The organism is Methylobacterium sp. HJ2, assembly GCF_056431005.1.
The window spans coordinates 556,589-572,817 of the sequence record NZ_JBWJYM010000001.1 but is presented as its reverse complement, the minus strand read 5'-3'; the positions used below and the strand labels follow the sequence as shown (position 1 = coordinate 572,817).

Here is a 16,229-nt window from a genome sequence, read left to right as displayed (position 1 = left end):
CCTCCTCAGCGGACCTGATCGAGGAGCTCGGCACCCTGGGTCACGACCCGCTTGCCCGGTCCGACCCCCTCGGCGACGAGCAGGCGGTCGCCGTCGAGCGGCTCGACGCGGACCGGCCTCGCCTCGAAGCGCTCGGCCGCACTGTGCTCGTACACCACGTCCTGCCCGTTGCCCGCGCGCACGACCGCCGTGCGCGGCAGCGCCAGACCGGTCCGCTCGCTGTCGGTCCCGGCGAGCACGGTGACGAACTGCCCGATGCGCAGGCCCAAGGGGTCACCCTGGACGGCGAACTGCACCGGGATGGCTTGATTGCGGTCGGCGAGGCCCGAACCCCGGTAGGAGAGCTGGAGGGTCCGGCCGCCTGCGAGCCGTGCCGTGGCGTCCTGCGCCGCCGTCAGGGCGTCGAAGCTCAGCGCCTCGACCCAGAGTCGGTTCGGGTCGACGACCTGGAAGACCAACTGCCCGGGGATCGCCATCTGGCCGGCCACCGCCGCGGCTTGCGCGACCACGCCGTCGACCGGCGCCAGCAACGGCTCGGGCTCCCGCCGGATCCTGTCGAGGGCCGCGCGTCGGTCCTGCAGGCCCTTGCGCTCGGCCAGGGCGTCGTCGAGCTGCGTCTGGGCCACGGCTCCCGTCAGGGCGAGGCGCTTGTAGCGGTCGACCCGCCGCTCGACGATAGAGATCTGCTGGTCGAGATCCCCTTGGGTCTGGCGCATGTCGGAAACGTCGACCGCCTGGATCGGCGGCGTGACGGTCGCGAGCACCTCGCCCTTGCGCACCCGGGTCCCGAGGCGGGGAAACAACCCGGATGGCGGCGGCGAGAGGCGACCGCCGACCGAGGATTGCACGACACCGCTAGCGTTGGGGTCCGGGATGACGCGGCCGGGCAGCTCGACCGAGCGGTGGAAGCGGCCCATCTCGGTCACGGCGGTGCGCAGGACCAGCAGGCGCTGGGTCGGCTTCGGCACGAAGACGGAACCGTCGGGCAGGCGCTGCGCGAGGTCCGGCGACGCGGACGCGCCCTGTCGCGCTTCGGTCGGCGCGGCCGCGTTCAGAGGTACGCCGTGGTCCTCGTCGCCGTGCGCGAAGGCGGCGGAGCCCAGCGCGAGGACGATGCCGATGGCGAGCAGCGCGATCGGCGTGGCACTTCGGCGCCCCCGCGCGAGCCCGGTCACGAGCATGCCGAGCAGGAAGGCGACGGCGACCGCGCCGACCAGCGTCGGGTCCTTCGCGCCGAGGCGCTCGCGGACATTGCGGGCGAGTTTCGAGACGCGCGACGTCACGGCCTCCATCGCTGCAGCCGAGGACGTCGTCGGTTCGGTAGAGGTCGTGGCCGTCCCGTCCGGGACGGTGACCGAGATCGCGAGGACATCGACGTCCTCGCCCGCCGTGACGGTGACGGCGAATGCGTGCCGCCCGGGCTTCGACAGCCACGGAGCATGCAGCGCGTAGCCGCCGTCGGGCCTGGCGGTCGCGGTCCTCGGACCCTCGGGGGTCTCGACCTCGACCGTCGCGCCGGTGACCGGCTCGTTCGTCCGGAAGCGGTCGAGGAACAGGATAAGGATCCCGCCGCGCGGGACGGCGACCAGCTCGAAGGCCTCGGTGACGGCCTCGCCGCGCGGGGCGATGGTGTTCGAGACGGGCGGCTGGACGGCGCCGTGGTCGTGGCCTTCGTGGGCGAGCGCGGGCCCCGCCAGGACGGCGGCAAGCAGCGCCACCGCGCCGAGGGCGGCGGCAGGACGGGTCAGCATAAAATGGTATCCTCAGCAGATGGGATGCCGGGCGCGGCCCATTGCGGGCGCATCTCGGGCGTCGCGCGCCTCAGGCGCGCCTCATCTCACGCGAGGGTTCGTGGGGGCTCGGGCAGGGCCTCGGGGCCGCGACCGATGCGGCCGGCGACGTCGCCCGGGACCAGCGTGACGGCGGTGACCAGGCAGGGAGCCAGGGCGTCGAACTCGGCGAGGACGCCGGTGGCGCAGCAGGTCATCGTCCCACAGCACCGGGTCGTGCAGCCCAGCCGACAGCCATCGTCCTCGGCCGACACGATGCGCGCCTCGATGGCGGCGGGCGAGACCCCGGACCACGACGATGCCTCGGCGCGGAACACCGTCCTCGCCGGGACTACTGCGACCTTCGTTGCCGAAGGAGCGGATGAAGGCTGCGCGACGGTTGGGCGGAGACCGTGGTGCCCATGGCCCTCGTGGGCCTGGACGGCGGACGGCGCGACGTAGGCGATGATCGCGAGGATCATCACCGCCATCAGGCGCAGGATCTGCCGGTCCGGGCTCATAGATAGGGGCTTACACCGGTTCGGGTGGCGGGACCATGTCAGCGGCTGGGCCGTGAATGCGGAGCATGACCGCGCTTCTTCCGATGACGTCACGACGAGATGGCGCTTCCCACCTTTGGAAGGTCAAGGGCGCAGGAAGGCCCGTCAAGTCGGGGAGGCCGCGGTCGAGGCGGCGGCATGGTCCTGGTGCCCGTGCCGGATGCCCTCCCAGCCGAGCCAGCCGGTGTAGAGGCCGACCAGGACGATCAGGGCGGCCGACGCGTAGGGAGCCCGACGGGCGAAGGTGCCGAAGCCGGACCAGCGCGCGACGACGTGCCTGACGCTCAGCGCCGCGATGACGCCGGCCGAGACCATTGTGAGCGCGAGGCCGACGCTGAAGCAGACGACCAGCACGAAGCCAAGGCTGACCTGCTTGAGCTGGATGCACAGGAGCAGGACGGTGATGGCCGCTGGGCACGGGATCAGGCCCCCCGTCAGGCCGAACAGGACGATCTGACCGGTCGTCACCTGCCGGCCGGCGAAGCGGCGACGGATATCCTCGGCATGGGCGCGGGCGTGGGCGTCGCTCTCATCGCCCAGGTTCATGGGCCCGTGGTCATGGTCATGGTCATGGTCTTGCTCGTCGAACGCGATCTCGTGGATCTCGTCTCCGGAGGGGCCCCTGATGCGCAGCCGCGCGGTGAAGGCGTGCGGCTCGGGGATCGTCTCCAGGCTCTCGAGGCAGTCGCGCCCGCTCGCGAAGGCGAAGGTCTGGTGGCGACCGTCGGGGCGGATTGTCTCGATCAGGAGGTCGCCGGACGGCGGCAACGCGCCCCGCTCCGCGCGCACCTGCCAGCGCGGCGGCACGCCGTCCTCAACGATCTCCAGCCGCAGGAGGCCGGTCCCGCTGGTGACGTGTTTCGCCTCGTCGTGATGGTGATGCGGGTCAAGGTGCTGCTCGCGCCAGGTGCGCCATGCCATCCAGAGCGCGATGCCGACGATCAGGACCGCGGAGGCGAACTGGAAGTAGGGCTCGGACGCCTCGCCGCCCCATTCCTGGCCCAGGTACTGCCCGCCGAGGGCGATCGCCCAGACCACCGCCGTGTGCGAGAGCGTGGCCGCGAGCCCCAGAAGCACCGCCTGCGTGACCGTCCCCCGGACCGCGATGATGAACGCGGCCATCATCGTCTTCGAGTGGCCCGGCTCCAGGCCATGCAGAGCGCCGAGGAGGATCGCACTGGGCACGAACAGCCAAGCATGCGCGCCCCCCTGCTGAAGCAGGTCGGTCAACGGCGTCATGGGGCAGATCCTTCGCTATTTGAGGTAGGTTCGCAGCACCTCGATCAGCTCCGCCGCGCCCCGGGCCCGCTCGGGGTCCGGCTCGGCGTCCGGGTTCACGACATGGTGGCGGATGTGGTCTTCCATCAGCTCGGCGGTCAGCCCGTTGATGGCCCCTCGCATCGAGGCGACCAGCATCAGGACGTCGCTGCAGCCGAGCTCGGCCTCCAGGGCCCGCTCGACGGCTTCCGCCTGCCCCTTGATCCGGCGCACCCGCGCCAGGAGCTTGGTCTTGTCCTTGATCGTGTGGGCCATCGCGGCCTTCCCCCGTGTTCGTGATATATAGGGGGGTACCCTATATGTGTCCAGCGGCCGACGGGCCGCGCGGCGTACGGAGCCCTAACATGAAGACGGACGACCCCTGCACCGGGGTTTGCCAATGGGACGGGCGGACGGGCTGGTGCTTCGGCTGCGGTCGCACCGTCCCGGAGATCCGCGCGTGGCGGAAGATGACGCCCTATCGACGGACCGCCCTGGCCCGCGATCTGCCGCGCCGGTTGCAGCAGGTCGCAGGACCGACGACGGACGCTCCGCAGGACGCGAGACCGCGTCGGTCCAGGCGGCCGGCGTAGGCTTACACGGACCTATGCATCCCGCCGCAGGAGCGGTCTGACGCGTCCAAATCGCCGGAGTTCTCCTCTCGAATCCCGTTCCGGGTTCAGGTCCCTCCTCGCCTTCGATCAGCCCCCCGGCTCCGCCTGTGACGGCCCGGCGAGTGCCCCGCGCTGTCGCGTCGGACGGCCTTAGGGCGGCGCCGGAGGCGACCTTCCGGCCCGTCGCGCGTTGAGCCTCGCTCCCCGCCCGGGAGCCCACGGGGGTCACACCATGCAATCCGATACGCCGCACCCGAGCGACGATCCGTTGCCGCCCATCGGCGACCCGCCACCGGATCCGGCGCCGCCCGCGGGCGACCCGCCGACCGAGCCGCCGGCACCGCAGCCGCCGGGGCCCATCAGCGAGACGTGAGCCGAGGGGGATCGTCGCGGCTCGGAGCGGCGGCGTGGCGGCCCCTGCCCGCCGACGGATGTGCGACAAGCGCGCCGCTGGTCATATCTGTTCGCACAGGCCATCACGGCGCCATGTCGGTGCGGAAGAACGTCTCGATCTCCCTCAGTCCCGAGCTGCACGCCGTGGCGGAGCGGCTCCTCGCCTCCGGGCGCTACAACAATTTCAGCGAGGTCGTCCGGGCGGGCCTGCGCCTCCTCGACGAGCGTGAGGCGGCATTCCAGGAGCAGCGCTCCGCGCGCGCCAAGGGGTCGTCGGAGGCATGAGAGACGGCGCGTTCTCGATTCAGGCGTTCGACTGGAGCACCACGCCCCTCGGTCCGCGGGCAGGCTGGCCCGCCACCCTGGTCACCATCCACGACATGATGTTGGCCTCGCCCTTCCCCATGTGCGCGGCGTGGGGGCCGGAGCTGACCCTCCTGTACAACGACGCCTACGCCGACTTCCTCGCCACCCGGCACCCGGACGCGCTCGGACGGCCGATCCGGGAGGTCTGGCACGACGTCTGGGCCGACATCCACCCGCTGATCGAGCGGGCGATGGCCGGCGAGGAGGTGCACTTCACCGACCTGCACCTCGTGATGACCCGCAAGGGCTACCCCGAGGACACCTACTGGACCTTCGCCTACAGCCCGTTGCGCGAGGGCGGGGTCACCGCCGGCTTTCTCAATATCGCCAACGAGACCACCGAGGGCGTGCTGGCGAGCCGGCGCCGCGACGCGGCCGAGACCGAGCTGCGGCTCGTCACCGACGCCCTGCCCTTCCTGGTGTCGTTCATCGACCGTTCGCTGACCTACCGCTTCGCCAATGCCGCCCACGAGGAATGGTTCGGCCTTCCTCCCGATCAGGTCGTCGGGCGGACCATCGCCGACATCGCGGGCGCGGAGGGCTACAGCGCCCGCCGCCCCATGATCGAGCGCGCCCTGGCGGGCGAGGCGGTCCAGATGGACCTGGACTGGCCCCGGCGTGATGGCCGGCGGCGCATCGCCGATATCCGCTACCTGCCTCGCCGCGACGCCGGCGGCGCCGTGGACGGGTTTCACGTGTTCGTCCAGGACGTGACCGCCCTGCGTGACGCGGCGGCCCTGCTGAGCGCCCGCGCCGACAGCCTCGCCCGCGAGGCGGCCGAACGCACAGCCGAGATGAACCACCTCTGGAACATCTCGCCCGACCTCCTGCTGGTGATCGACTTCCAGGGCGTCTTCCGCCGCGTGAATCCGGCTTGGACGACGCTGCTCGGCTACGCCCCCGAGGAGTTGGTCGGCCATTACGTCAACGAGTTCGTGGTCCCGGACGACCACGCCGAGACGGTCGACGCCTACGCCTTGGCGGCCGAGGGGGGCCTGCCGCGCATCGTCAACCGCTATCGCCACAAGGACGGCTCGCTGCGCTGGATCTCCTGGGTGGCGGCTCCATCGGGCGACGTCACCTACGCGACCGGCCGGGACATCACTGCCGAGCGGGAGCGGGCCGAGGCGCTGAGCCAAGCGGAAGAATCGTTGCGCCAGTCACAGAAGATGGAGGCGGTCGGCCAGTTGACCGGCGGCGTCGCGCACGACTTCAACAACCTTCTGACGATCATCCGCTCGTCGGTCGATTTCCTGCGCCGGCCGGACCTCCCCGATGCGCGCAAGGACCGCTACCTCAACGCGGTATCCGAGACCGTGGAGCGGGCCGCCAAGCTCACGGGCCAGCTGCTCGCCTTCGCCCGCCGGCAAGCCCTCAAGCCGGAGGTGTTCGACGTCGGGCAGAAGGTGCGCGGGATCGCCGAGATGCTCGACACTGTCACGGGCGCGCGTGTCCGCGTGATCGCGGAGGTGCCGGACCGCCCCTGCTTCGTCCGGGCCGACCTGAGCCAGTTCGAGACCGCCCTCATCAACATCGCGGTCAATGCCCGCGACGCCATGGATGGGGAAGGGACGCTCACTCTGCGTCTGGGCTGCAACACGAACCTTCCGCCGATCCGCGGACATGCCGGGTCGCGCAACGCCTTCGCCGCGGTCTCCCTGACGGATACGGGTTCGGGCATCCCGGCGGACCAGCTCGGGCGGATCTTCGAGCCGTTCTTCACGACGAAAGAGGTTGGCAAGGGTACCGGCCTCGGACTCAGTCAGGTCTTCGGCTTCGCCAAGCAGTCCGGCGGCGACGTCGACGTGGCGAGCGCCGTCGGGGACGGCACCACCTTCACCCTCTATTTGCCGGAGGTCGAACCCGAGGAGAGCCTCCGGCGCGACCCGTCGCAGAACGGGGACCTGGCACCGTTGGGCGCGGGCCAGCGCATCCTCGTGGTGGAGGACAATGTCGCCGTGGGCCAGTTCGCGACGCAGATTCTGGAGGATTTGGGCTACAGGCCCACATGGGCGGCCAATGCCGAAGAGGCGCTGGACAGGCTCGGCGGCGACGGCAACGGGTTCGAGGTGGTGTTTTCCGACGTCGTGATGCCGGGCATGGGCGGGATCGCGCTCGCTCATGCCTCAAAACGACGGCTGCCGCATCTGCCGGTGGTTCTGGCCTCCGGATACAGCCACGTGCTCGCGCAGGAAGGCACGCACGGGTTCGAGCTGCTGCACAAACCCTATTCTGCGGAGCAGCTCGGACGCATCCTGCACCGAGCGCTCGACCTGCCGCGCGAAGCGCCGGCCACCTAGTCGGACGCGCCACGGGTGGCGGTCGCGGAGATCTCCGTCGTGTCAACCGCTTGAGGGGTAGGACGCGCCGATGCGCCCCGCCCCTGCCACGCTCTCTCGCCGGGTGACTGCCCCGGCTAACGGAGGGTCACATCCGGTGGCCGCGGTGGCCCATCATGTGGCCGCGCATATGGTGGCGCCGCATCATGTGGTGGCCGCGGTGATGGCGCATCATGTGGCCGCGCATGTGACGGTGGCCCATCATGTGGCCGCGGTGACCGTGCATGCCGTCCATCCTGACCTCGGTAACAGCGACCGGGGCTTCGATCGCGCCGATCAGGCCGGGGGCGGCGGACGCCGGGGCGGCGGAGGCGACGCCCAGGGTTGCCAGGATGGCGGCGGCGAACAGGGACTTCCTCATGGGCTTCCTCGCATTGTCGTTGCCGGTGAGGCGTCGGAAATGACGCCGTCCGGGATTGGGGAACGGCACAGCTTCGGCTCCGTTCCGCGGAGTACGTTGTTCTCCACGCCATCCTTACCGAAGTCCGTCCTTCCCCGACGGTCGCAGCGGTCGATTCGATATCTGCTCCGGCCGGTCGCAGCTCACGGCAGTCGACGGTCGCCGGGGCAAGCGCGCATCGCATTCATCGTTGGCGAGCCCGCATCCCGGACGCCGGACCCGGTTTGCACGGATTGCCGCGGCGAAGCGGATCTCCACGATTCGGGGCAGAGGCGCGGCCGCCGAGGAGCTCGGCATCTCGGTCGAGCAGATCGCGCGCCGGGTCCAGGGCTCGGCGGAGCTGACTCGTACCGGGGAGGCGGCGACGGCCGGGCTTGTATCTGGGATCGCCGCACACCGCCGTGCCGGCGTTCAGCGCGACCTTCGAGGCTGCGCGCGGGCGCTACCGCCCAAGGCTTCGCCATCGTGTCCGCAGAGGTCGAGGCGCTTGCAAGGCGGAACGCGGGGTACTGACTGGGCATTGCCGGTCATTCCCTGAGGAGACCCAGATGACCGAGAAGAAGGGCCACGGCAGCGACACGGCGAAGAAGGCGAATGCCAAGGCGAGCCACGAGGGCAAGTCGAACCCGCGCACCTCGTCCTCGGCCCAGGCCGAGCTTGGAAAGAAGGGGGGCAAATCGAAGTAAGGACGGTTCGGTCGAGAGCGGCGTTCGGCGAGACGGTGCCGGTCCGCGCGACGCAGCGGGCGGCCTGCGACGGCGCCCCTGGGGCGACGGCCGCTGTCCGCTAGAACCGGGTGACCCTCCTGAGTGCGTACAGGGGGCTCGGGTCGCGACGCCCGCCGGGGCGTCAATGCGGTCCGAGAAACCATCGGGGAAGGCGACGCATCTCAGGGAAGAATGGGGCGCTGGCCCCAGCCGGTGGCGTACGATCGGAGCCTTCGGCCTCGTGGGCCGCGCGATAGAGCCGTCGGAAGACCCGTAGCCCGCGGCTCCGGGCGTCAGTCGCGTCCCGGCACGCCCGCAGATGTCTCGGTCCCGGTCAGGGGCTTCGCCTCCGGAGCAGGCAAAGTCACCTGCGCCCGGAGCCCGCCAGCCCGACGATTCAGGAGGGCGATCTCGCCGCCATGGGCTCGAACGCCGGAGCGCGCGATGGCGAGGCCGAGGCCGGTCCCCCCGGTCTCGACGCTGCGGGAGGCGTCGAGGCGGGCGAACGGCGCGAACATCTCCTCGATCCGGTCCGCGGGGATGCCGGGTCCGTCGTCGTCGACGGTCGCGACGACGGCGCCATCGCGGCGTTCCAGGGTGATCCTGGCGCATCCGCCGTAGCGGACGGCATTGGAGATCAGATTGCCGAAGGCGCGGCGCAGCGCCGTCGCGCGCCCGTGGAAAGGCAGTGCCTCGGGGGCGGACAGGGACACGTCGTGTCCCAGGACCCTTTCATCATCGACGAGAACCGTCAGCAGAGCGGCGAGGTCGAACGGGCCGTCCTCCTGGCTGAGCGCGTCCTCCCGCGCGAAGGCGAGCGTCGCCTCGACCATTCCGCGCATGTCCGAGATCGTGCGCACCATCGCCTCGCGCAGCTCCGCATCCTCGACCATCTCCGCGCGCAGCCAGAGCGAGGCGATCGGCGTGCGCAGGTCGTGGCTGATGGCGGCGAGCATCCGAGTCCGGTCCGTGACGAAAGCCCGCGAGCGCGCCTGCATCAGGTTGAAGGCGGCCGTCATGGTCCGAAGCTCGCGCGGCCCCCGCTCCGGCAGGGGCTCCACGGCGACGCCCCGGCCGGCGCGCTCGGCGGTCCGGGCCAGGGCCTTCACGGGCCCGACGATGCCCCGCAACGCGATGCCGGTCACGGCAAGGACGGCGGCGACGCTGGCGGCGACTTGGATCAGCCCGACGCGGATCCAGGGCGGCGTCGGGAGCGCGAGCGGCGCCTCGCCGTTCAGCCATCGGCCATCGTCGAGCCGGACGGACACGCGCAGGATCTGCGGCTTGTCGGCGAGACGGTCCGACGTCGCTTCGGGCTGACGGTCCTGATCCCGTTCGACGAGCAGGAGGCGGGCTTGGCTCGCCCCGTCCCGCATGCGCCGGTCGAGGCGACGGGCGAGAATGGCCTCGTCCGCGTCCATGGCGTTGTCCGGCACCAAGCTGGCGGTGTCGATGGTGAACCGGTGGCGGGGCGAGCCGTAGGCCTCGATGACCCGGGGCACGGCGTCCGGCGGCACCGTATCGAGCAGGCGAACCAGGGTGGCGACGCGGTCGACCACCTGGGTGCGCGCGGCGGCTCGGCCGACCCAGGACGTTTCCCGCGTGAACATGGCGAAAGCCACGACCTGCGCGCCGACGACGGCGAACACCAGCAGGAGGGCCAGCCGACCGCCGAGGGAGCCCGGTCCCAACCTCACGACGCCACCCTGACATCGGTCGCGAGGACGTAGCCGCCGCCCCAGACGGTCTTGAGAAGCTCCGGACGGGCCGGATCGCGTTCGAGCTTGCGCCGGAGCCGGCTGACCTGGTTGTCGATGCTGCGGTCGAAGCCCTCCGCGGCCCGGCCGCTGGTCAGGTCGAGGAGCTGGTCGCGCGACAGGACGATGCGCGGATGGCGCGTCAGCGCGCAGAGCAGGCGGAACTCGGCCGTGCTGAGGGCCACCGCCAGACCGGCCTGGTCGACCAGCTCGCGGCGGTCGGTGTCGAACACCCAGCGGTCGAAGGCGAGCCGGCTTCCATCGGTGGCATCGCGCGCGCGGGGAAGCGCCCGGGCACGGCGCAGGAGATTCTTGACCCGGGCCAGGAGCTCGCGCGGGTCGAACGGCTTCACCACGTAGTCGTCCGCGCCGATCTCGAGCCCGACGATGCGGTCCGTCTGCCCGGCCAGCGCGGTCAGCAGGATGACAGGCGTGTCGTGGACCTCGCGGATGTGACGGCAGAGCGAGAGCCCGTCCTCGCCCGGCATCATCACGTCGAGGATCACGAGGTCGATGGCCGAGCCCGACAGCGCCGCCCGGGCGGCCGTCGCGTCGGCGGCAACGCTGACCCGGAGGTCGTGCCGCTTCAGGTAGGCCGCGAGCGGGTCGCGGATGTCGCGGTGGTCGTCGACCACCAGAACGTGGGCGTGGTCCATGGCTGCGTGTCCCATGTGCCGGTTCTAACGCGGTGCGCGATCCGGCTCTCGACGAAGTTGTCGCAAGGTGTGTCAGGCTCCCCGGTCCCGCGACCGTCCGCGACACAATCGGGGTTTCCCGGCAAACCCCTGCGACAGCACCCGGGCAATCTTCCCCCATCGCAATCAACAAGGGAGAACCTGCCATGACGGGTCTGACGAACATCGCCGCCTCCGGAGTGAAGCGCCTGCTTCCGGCTGCGCTCCTCGCCGCGGGTCTCGCGGCACCGCTGGCCACGGCCGGCACGGCCGAGGCCCGTGACGGCTGCGGCCTGGGCTTCCATCGCGGGCTCTACGGCTTCTGCCGTCCGAACCTCGGGCCGCGCGTCTACGTGGTCCGGCCGGCCTTCTACGGTCCCCGCGTCTACGGCCCCCGGTTCTACGGGCCCCGTCGCATCGGCTGGGGCGGCCCGCGCTGGCACCGCTGGGGCGGCTACCGCCACGGCGGCTGGCATCACCGCTGGTAACGGGTCCGCTCCGGCCCCCGACCACGGGATCGCACGGAAGGGTGCGATCCCGCCCTGCCCATCCAGCAAGGATCCAGACATGGCCTGCAGACCCCTGTGCCTGACCCTCGCGGCGTTGTTGTCGGCCTCAGCCGCCATCGCCCAGGCCCCACCGCCGGAGGCACCCTCGCCGGCTACGCCCGCTGCCGAGCAGAAGCCCGAGGGCGTCGACTTGGCGACTTTCCAGGCCCGCCACCGGACCCGCCTGATGCGGGCGGACAGCGACCACGACAACCGCATCAGCGAGGCGGAATGGACGTCCTGGTGGGCCGCCCATCCCGGCAAGGGCCCGGCCGATCCGGCCAAACGCTTCCGGCGCCTGGACGCGAACGGGGACGGCTTCGTCACCGCCGAGGAGATCGACGCGGTCACAGCCAAGCGGTTCGCGCATCTCGACGCCAACCATGACGGTCGCGTCACCCGCGCGGAGCGACCCGGCCGGACCAAGTGATCCGGTGAAACGCGACCTCCCGCCGCTCTGTCCAGGACGGCCTCCTTGGGTCCGGCCATCACGTCACGCAGGAATCGCCATGAAACTCGTCATCGCCGCCGCGGCATCCGTGGCACTGTTCGCCATCGGCCAAGCTCAAGCATTGCCGCTCGCACCGAACCCGGCCGGCCTCGACGCGCCCATCGTGCTCGCCCGCGGCGGCTGCGGCTTCGGCGCCCATCGAGGCCCGTACGGCGGATGTCGCCTGAACCAGGGCCCGCGTGGCGCGATCCGGCGCGCCATGACGGGCGCACCCCGTGGGTGTCCGCCCGGTCTCTATCGCGGGCCTGCCGGACGCTGCCATCGCTGACCGCCGGCTCGGCAGGGCAGACCCGGACGGCGGCCGAGACGGCCGTCGCACCCCATCCGCGGATTTCGCCGGCAGCCCCGTGACCCGCGCTCACCGGACGGCGCCGCGCAAGGGCACGGCGCCGTCTCCGCGTCAGTAACCGACGTAGCCGCCGGCGCCCTGGCTGGGGCGGGCGGCGGCCCCGGTCCTCACCGGCGGAGCTGCCCGCTGGGCCGAGGGAGCGACCTGCTGACGCTCAGCCTGACGTTTGGCCAGGGCTCGACCGGCCGCGCAGCCGCCGACGGCGCCCAGGACGCCATGCCCGGCGTAGTGTCCGGCGATGCCACCGACGATGGCGCCCTTGATGCAGCCCTTCGCCTCGGCGGCTTGGCCGGCGGCCAGAAGGGCACTCGCCGCCACGGCGGCCACAGCGACACGCTTCATCATGGTATTCTGTCCTCGGCGGCCTGAACGCCGCAACGGCGATGTAAGTGCTCGCTGGCCTTACGGTAGGGATAGCCGCGCAAATTTTAGTGAGCGAATACGCAGGGTCCCCGCATTCCATTGGCGTCCTGGGGCCGGCTCGCCATCGATCCAAAGACCAGGCCCAGATGAATGCTGCTTGAACGGCGTCTTAATGGGGGCGTCACACTACGCATCAGCCTGGACATCCGCGTCGCGTGATCACCGAGCCGGGCCCGTATCCGGGGTTGTGACGGGGCCCGTGCTGTCTCTGCCGGTGTCGGCGAGGACCGCGCCGCGAAGGACGGCGGATCCACTCCAGTGACGTGGCCCGGCCCGAGCTATGGCTTTCGAGCCAGGACGCGCGCGGACGGACGGGAACGAAGCCGCGATGCGGCTCCAGCGCGAGACGCGGAGTTCCTGAACGCCGGAACTGCCCCATCCCGGCCGATCCGAGCCGTGCGACGTCCAGCACCTGAGACGCGGAGGCGACCATCGGAAACTTCCGATCGGCCGCGAACGCGCGTTCTGTTGCAATCGACCGGCTCTATCAAGCTTCTCTCAACCAAACCTGGTCCCGACCGATCGGACGTAACGATACCTTCAGCGCGCGGTGGAACACTCCTGCATCGGTTCGGAGGAACGATTCACCATGCCGCAGAAATTTCGCCTCGTGACGCGTAGTGATTTCGACGGGCTCGTCTGTGGCATGCTGCTGCGTGAGCTCGACCTGATCGATGAGATCAAGTTCGTCCATCCCAAGGACATGCAGGACGGCATCGTCCCGATCACGGACCGCGATATCATCACCAACCTGCCCTATGTCGACGGCTGCCACCTCGCCTTCGATCATCACTTGAGCGAGATGACGCGCAACGCCGGACGGCATCTTCCGAACCACGTCATCGACCCGACGGCGGCCTCCGCGGCCCGCGTCGTTCACCGACATTTCGGCGCCGCGTCCTTCCCGCGCGTCAGCGACGAGTTGATGGCGGCCGTGGACAAGGCTGACGCGGCGCAGTTCACCCGCGAAGAGATTCTCGATCCGCAGGGCTGGGTGCTGCTCAACTTCCTGATGGATTCTCGCACGGGCCTCGGACGGTTCCGCGATTTTCGCATCTCGAACTACGAGCTCATGATGCAGCTCATCGAGCATTGCCGCGACCACAGCATCACTGAGGTCTTGGCCCTTCCAGACGTCAAAGAGCGCGTCGACCTCTACAACGCGCACCGCGAGCCTTTCGCGGAACAGCTCCGCCGCTGCACGTCGGTGCACGGCAAGCTCGCGCTGATCGATCTGCGCGACGAGGAGATCATCTACGCGGGCAACCGCTTCACCGTGTACGCGCTCTTCCCCGATTGCGACGTCTCGGCTCACGTCATGTGGGGGTTGAAGAAGCAGAACACCGTGTTTGCCCTCGGCAAATCGATCCTGGACCGCGGCTCGCAAGTCGATATCGGCGCGCTGTGCCTCGGCTACGGCGGCGGCGGGCATCGGGCTGCCGGAACCTGCCAGATCCCCAACGCGCGCGCGGATATCGTCAAGGCTGAGCTGATCGGAGCTCTCTCGGGCGAGAGCTGCAAGGCTGCGGCCTGAGGCGACCGGGGCGCCCGGTACCTGAGTACCGGGCGCCCCGCGGACTGGGGGTTTGGACCGGCCCTCGTCCCAATGGACATGCCCGCCGCCCCACCTCGCCACCGAGGCTGCCGGCACCGCGCCTTCATCACCCCCGGCCCAGCGCTTCATGGCCGCCCGCTTCCTGCAGGCGCTCGGGCGGGGGATTGCGGCTCCACGATCGGCGTCTGCGGCGCGGCGATGCCTCTGGGCAGCGCGACCGTCTCGCGTCCCAACGCGAGCGTGACCGGGCGTCGCCTTCCGGTGTCCCACCCCCCTCCCCTGCCCCCGGACCCGACCAAGCCCCAAGGCGCGTATCAGACGTCTCCGGGAAACCGGGCCGCGTCGCACCGCCGCTCGGCTGCTTGGCGACTCGCATCGGCCGGCGCGGGTACCGGACGAAGAGGCCTCGTTTTCGGCCGTCCCGCTTGTCCCCGTTTGCCTGCGGTCTGATGTAGAGCTTGGGCACGAGCCGGCGGGATGGGAGAGGTCTTCGATGGCGGGCGTCCGGCGCATCGGGCTCGTGCTTTGCGAGGACTTCGACTTCATGGGCTTGGCCGCGACCTCGCCCTTTGCCGTAGCCAATAGATACGTCACCGATACGACCTACGACATCCGTGTGCTGTCGGAGGCTGGGGGCCTCCTTCCCTCCGGGTACGGCCCCGTCGTCGGAACCGAACGCTTAAGCGAGCCGTCCGCCTTCGATACGATCCTCGTCGCCGCGGGCATCAGCCTTCCCGAGCCGAGCCCGAAGCTTCTCGCCTACCTCCGGGAGGCGGCCGGGTCCGTCCGCCGCCTGGCGGGCCTGTGCCTCGGCGCTTTCGTCCTGGCCGATGCCGGCTTGCTGAACGGACGGCGCGCGACGACCCACTGGCGGTATGCGTCCCAGTTCCGCACCCGCTATCCCGCGTGCAGCCTCGACATCAACAAGATCTACGTCGCGGACGGCAACATCTGGACCTCCGCCGGCATGTCGGCGGGCATCGACCTCGCCGTCGGCATGATCGAGCGCGACCATGGCCGGGACTTGGCCCAGACCGTGGCGCGGGGCCTCGTGATGGAGCGCCGCCGCGCCGGGGGCCAAGCTCAGCACTCGGCCCTGCTCGACTTCGACGCGCCGAGCGACCGGATCCAGAGCGTGCTCGCCTATGCGCGGCAGAACCTGGGGCGAGCGCTGACCACCGACGATCTCGCCGCGGTCGCCTGCCTGAGCCCGCGCCAGTTCACGAGGACGTTCCGGGCCGAGACTGGGGCTTCGCCGGCGAAGGCGGTCGAGGCGATGCGCGTCGAGGCCGCCAAGCACATGCTGGAGCAGAGCCGCCTGCCCATCGAGGAGATCGCCCACGCCGCCGGCTTCGCCAATCGCGAGCGGATGCGCCGGGCGTTCCTTCGCGTCCAAGGGGAAGCCCCGCGGGCGATCCGCCGGGCGGCCGGGCCGCTCGCCGTCGTCTGACCCATCGGCTTGGCCGAAAAGGTGGCAATTATGACGTGGTTCGTTCCGAAGGCTCTGCGTAAGCATGGCCTCAGGGAGCTGCTTACTGTCGGAGAGTCGCGGCCATGATGAGCCTGACGATCAACGGTCGCCAATACGCAGTCGATGCCGAACCCGATACGCCGCTGCTCTTCGTCCTGCGCGACACGCTCGGTCTGACCGGGACGAAATACGGCTGCGGCATCGCGCAGTGCGGGGCCTGTACCGTCCACGTGGACGGGCAGGCGACGCGGTCCTGCCAGGTGCCTCTGGAGAGCGTCGGCACCCAGGCCGTCACCACGATCGAGGCGATCGAGCAGGACGAGATCGGCCGGAAGGTCGTGGAGGCCTGGGTGGCCTTGCAGGTGCCGCAATGCGGCTATTGCCAGTCCGGCCAGGTCATGGCCGCCACCGCCCTGCTGAAGCAGACGCCGCGCCCGACGGACGGCGACATCGCCGACGCGATGACGAACCTGTGCCGGTGCGGAACCTACAACGCCATCGCCGCCGCCGTGCGGCAGGCCGCCGCCTGAGGGGCC

At 70.5% G+C, this 16,229-nt stretch carries 18 protein-coding genes; 10 read left to right on the top strand and 8 right to left on the bottom strand.

Features of this window, described 5'->3' with window-relative positions:
- Positions 1 to 5: 5 nt before the first annotated feature.
- The 4 genes from ACS5RC_RS02730 to ACS5RC_RS02715 all read right to left on the bottom strand — a co-directional run bounded on the left by ACS5RC_RS02730 (position 6) and on the right by ACS5RC_RS02715 (position 3,862).
- Positions 6 to 1,751 (bottom strand): efflux RND transporter periplasmic adaptor subunit, encoded by a 1,746-nt coding sequence (locus tag ACS5RC_RS02730; protein ID WP_478342278.1) that lies wholly within the window; start codon positions 1,749 to 1,751, stop codon positions 6 to 8.
- A gap of 86 nt (positions 1,752 to 1,837) precedes the next feature.
- A complete protein-coding gene (locus ACS5RC_RS02725; RefSeq protein WP_478342277.1) occupies positions 1,838 to 2,260 on the bottom strand; it encodes a hypothetical protein in 423 nt (140 codons plus the stop codon).
- 174 nt (positions 2,261 to 2,434) lie between these two features.
- Complete coding sequence (locus tag ACS5RC_RS02720; RefSeq protein ID WP_478342276.1) at positions 2,435 to 3,568, bottom strand: nickel/cobalt efflux transporter; 1,134 nt, start codon at positions 3,566 to 3,568, stop codon at positions 2,435 to 2,437.
- Between the two features lie 15 nt (positions 3,569 to 3,583).
- Entirely contained in the window at positions 3,584 to 3,862 is a 279-nt protein-coding gene (locus ACS5RC_RS02715; RefSeq protein WP_478342275.1) for a metal/formaldehyde-sensitive transcriptional repressor, read from the bottom strand.
- Between the two features lie 44 nt (positions 3,863 to 3,906).
- Here ACS5RC_RS02715 and ACS5RC_RS02710 point away from each other — a divergent pair, with 44 nt between their 5' ends.
- The 3 genes from ACS5RC_RS02710 (at position 3,907) to ACS5RC_RS02700 (ending at position 7,259) form a co-directional block, all read left to right on the top strand.
- Positions 3,907 to 4,179, top strand: coding sequence for a DUF1289 domain-containing protein (locus ACS5RC_RS02710; RefSeq protein WP_478342274.1), 273 nt, complete (start codon positions 3,907 to 3,909; stop codon positions 4,177 to 4,179).
- Between the two features lie 507 nt (positions 4,180 to 4,686).
- The gene (locus ACS5RC_RS02705) at positions 4,687 to 4,878 is read left to right on the top strand and encodes a type II toxin-antitoxin system ParD family antitoxin (protein ID WP_478342273.1); all 192 of its coding nucleotides are present in this window, start codon (positions 4,687 to 4,689) and stop codon (positions 4,876 to 4,878) included.
- Positions 4,875 to 7,259, top strand: coding sequence for a PAS domain-containing protein (locus tag ACS5RC_RS02700; RefSeq protein ID WP_478342272.1), 2,385 nt, complete (start codon positions 4,875 to 4,877; stop codon positions 7,257 to 7,259). Before ACS5RC_RS02705 ends, ACS5RC_RS02700 begins: the two co-directional genes overlap by 4 nt.
- A gap of 127 nt (positions 7,260 to 7,386) precedes the next feature.
- Here the strand turns inward: ACS5RC_RS02700 and ACS5RC_RS02695 are convergent, their stop codons facing one another.
- Positions 7,387 to 7,659 (bottom strand): hypothetical protein, encoded by a 273-nt coding sequence (locus tag ACS5RC_RS02695; protein ID WP_478342271.1) that lies wholly within the window; start codon positions 7,657 to 7,659, stop codon positions 7,387 to 7,389.
- A 587-nt stretch (positions 7,660 to 8,246) separates the two neighbouring features.
- Between ACS5RC_RS02695 and ACS5RC_RS02690 the strand changes: the two genes are divergently transcribed.
- Positions 8,247 to 8,384 (top strand): hypothetical protein, encoded by a 138-nt coding sequence (locus ACS5RC_RS02690; RefSeq protein ID WP_171070245.1) that lies wholly within the window; start codon positions 8,247 to 8,249, stop codon positions 8,382 to 8,384.
- Between the two features lie 314 nt (positions 8,385 to 8,698).
- Here ACS5RC_RS02690 and ACS5RC_RS02685 read toward each other — a convergent pair whose 3' ends face one another.
- The gene (locus tag ACS5RC_RS02685) at positions 8,699 to 10,102 is read right to left on the bottom strand and encodes an ATP-binding protein (RefSeq protein ID WP_478342270.1); all 1,404 of its coding nucleotides are present in this window, start codon (positions 10,100 to 10,102) and stop codon (positions 8,699 to 8,701) included.
- Entirely contained in the window at positions 10,099 to 10,818 is a 720-nt protein-coding gene (locus tag ACS5RC_RS02680) for a response regulator (protein ID WP_478342269.1), read from the bottom strand. Before ACS5RC_RS02680 ends, ACS5RC_RS02685 begins: the two co-directional genes overlap by 4 nt.
- A 185-nt stretch (positions 10,819 to 11,003) precedes the next feature.
- On the opposite strand from ACS5RC_RS02680, the gene ACS5RC_RS02675 reads away from it, so the two are divergent.
- The 3 genes from ACS5RC_RS02675 to ACS5RC_RS02665 all read left to right on the top strand — a co-directional run bounded on the left by ACS5RC_RS02675 (position 11,004) and on the right by ACS5RC_RS02665 (position 12,163).
- Positions 11,004 to 11,324 (top strand): GCG_CRPN prefix-to-repeats domain-containing protein, encoded by a 321-nt coding sequence (locus ACS5RC_RS02675; protein WP_478342268.1) that lies wholly within the window; start codon positions 11,004 to 11,006, stop codon positions 11,322 to 11,324.
- Positions 11,325 to 11,403: 79 nt separating this feature from the next.
- A complete protein-coding gene (locus tag ACS5RC_RS02670) occupies positions 11,404 to 11,814 on the top strand; it encodes an EF-hand domain-containing protein (protein WP_478342267.1) in 411 nt (136 codons plus the stop codon).
- 79 nt (positions 11,815 to 11,893) lie between these two features.
- Positions 11,894 to 12,163 carry a GCG_CRPN prefix-to-repeats domain-containing protein gene (locus tag ACS5RC_RS02665; RefSeq protein ID WP_478342266.1) on the top strand — a complete coding sequence of 90 codons (270 nt, stop codon included), beginning with the start codon at positions 11,894 to 11,896 and terminating at the stop codon, positions 12,161 to 12,163.
- A 132-nt stretch (positions 12,164 to 12,295) separates the two neighbouring features.
- Here the strand turns inward: ACS5RC_RS02665 and ACS5RC_RS02660 are convergent, their stop codons facing one another.
- Positions 12,296 to 12,586 carry a hypothetical protein gene (locus ACS5RC_RS02660; protein ID WP_478342649.1) on the bottom strand — a complete coding sequence of 97 codons (291 nt, stop codon included), beginning with the start codon at positions 12,584 to 12,586 and terminating at the stop codon, positions 12,296 to 12,298.
- 631 nt (positions 12,587 to 13,217) lie between these two features.
- On the opposite strand from ACS5RC_RS02660, the gene ACS5RC_RS02655 reads away from it, so the two are divergent.
- The 3 genes from ACS5RC_RS02655 to ACS5RC_RS02645 all read left to right on the top strand — a co-directional run bounded on the left by ACS5RC_RS02655 (position 13,218) and on the right by ACS5RC_RS02645 (position 16,223).
- Entirely contained in the window at positions 13,218 to 14,201 is a 984-nt protein-coding gene (locus ACS5RC_RS02655) for an exopolyphosphatase (protein WP_478342265.1), read from the top strand.
- Positions 14,202 to 14,715: 514 nt separating this feature from the next.
- On the top strand, positions 14,716 to 15,672 hold the full coding sequence (locus ACS5RC_RS02650) for a GlxA family transcriptional regulator (protein WP_478342264.1): 957 nt from the start codon (positions 14,716 to 14,718) through the stop codon (positions 15,670 to 15,672).
- A 104-nt stretch (positions 15,673 to 15,776) separates the two neighbouring features.
- A complete protein-coding gene (locus tag ACS5RC_RS02645; protein ID WP_478342263.1) occupies positions 15,777 to 16,223 on the top strand; it encodes a (2Fe-2S)-binding protein in 447 nt (148 codons plus the stop codon).
- Positions 16,224 to 16,229: the final 6 nt, after the last annotated feature.